Origin of the sequence: Isoptericola sp. NPDC060257 (genome assembly GCF_042726645.1) — a bacterium.
GTDB lineage: Bacteria > Actinomycetota > Actinomycetes > Actinomycetales > Cellulomonadaceae > Isoptericola > Isoptericola nanjingensis.
Genome location: NZ_JBHXAW010000510.1, coordinates 1 through 1,198, shown reverse-complemented (window position 1 = coordinate 1,198; position 1,198 = coordinate 1). Strand labels below are relative to the sequence as shown.

2 protein-coding genes are annotated in these 1,198 nt (G+C 72.6%); one reads left to right on the top strand and one right to left on the bottom strand.

From position 1 onward, the window contains the following. Nucleotides 1-77: 77 nt before the first annotated feature. A complete protein-coding gene (locus ACFWEK_RS21770; RefSeq protein WP_430555400.1) occupies nt 78-887 on the bottom strand; it encodes a class I SAM-dependent DNA methyltransferase in 810 nt (269 codons plus the stop codon). A 186-nt stretch (nt 888-1,073) separates the two neighbouring features. On the opposite strand from ACFWEK_RS21770, the gene ACFWEK_RS21765 reads away from it, so the two are divergent. Continuing rightward, nucleotides 1,074-1,198 (top strand): histidine kinase (locus tag ACFWEK_RS21765; protein WP_430555401.1); only part of this gene is annotated, 125 nt, incomplete at its 3' end.

Sequence of the window (1,198 nt, the reverse complement as noted above, 5' to 3'; positions counted from 1 at the left end):
GGGCCCGCCCCTCACGGGGTCGGGCCCGTCGTCGTCTCCGCGGTGCTGGCTCCGGGTGCTGACGTCAGGCGCCGGCGTCAGGTCCCGGTGACCTGCCAGACGGACACGTGACGCTCGCTGTCGGCGGTGAAGGGCGTGCGGTCCCAGTCCTCCCAGCGGTGCACCAGGCGCATCCCGGCGATCCGCGCCATGAGGTCCAGCTCGGCCGGCCAGACGTACCGGAACGGCAGCCACCGGAACCGGCCCGAGCCGTCCCGGCCGACGGTCACGTGGTTCGACGTGAACCGCTGGGTGACCACGTCGATCCTGTCGAAGCCCACGTACCCGCCGCCGGCGTCGTCGGGCGCGACCGTGAACGGCACGGTGTCCTGCCCGGGCGGCATGCGCCGCAGGGGCGGCACCCCGACCTCGACGACGAAGTGCCCGCCGGGGCGCAGGTGCGCCGCCGCGGTCCGGAAGCAGTCCACCTGGCCGTCCTGCGTCGTGACGTTGCCGATGGTGTTGAAGACGAGGTACGCGACGGCGAACTCGCCCGGCACGCGGGTGCTCGTCATGTCGCCGATCGTCACCTCGACAAGCTCGCCGCCGGGTTTGTCCGCGACGCGCGCCGCCATGGCCCGGGACAGCTCGATGCCGTGCACGGGGACGCCGCGGCGCGCGAGAGGTGCGGCGACGCGGCCGGTGCCGACGGCGAGCTCGAGGGCGGCGCCGTCGCCCGCGAGGCCGGCGAGCAGGTCGACCGTGCGTCCGACGACCGCCGGGTCGAACTCGTCGTCGGTCGAGGAGTCGTAGGAGGAGGCGACGCTCTCGGGGAACCACCCGTCCTCGATGGCGTCCGGGATGGCGTCCGGGATGGCGTCCGGGGTCGTCCTAGGGTCAGTCGGCATGCACCGACCGTAGGCCGCGGCGCACGAGCCGCAGGAGTCTTTTCCGTGCAGGCGTGCGACCTGCGACGATGTCGTGACCCGAATGCCGCTTTCCTCCCGGTCGGACGGCGATCGGTGCGGCGCTACGGATTGCCGCCTCCGCAGGTCGTGGCTACTTTCGAGGGAGCAGTTCTGGCCCAGGCCCGCATGATCGCGATGGAGCGGCAGCAGGCGGCCGAGACCGAACGGGCCGCCATCGCCCGTGAACTGCACGACATCGTCTCGCACTCGGTGTCGATGATCGCCGTCCAGGCCGAGAGCGCCACCTACAC

Excerpts from the sequence above, each read along its gene's own strand:
- ACFWEK_RS21770 (WP_430555400.1), bottom strand. The coding sequence starts at position 887 with ATGCCGACTGACCCTAGGACGACCCCGGACGCCATCCCGGACGCCATC.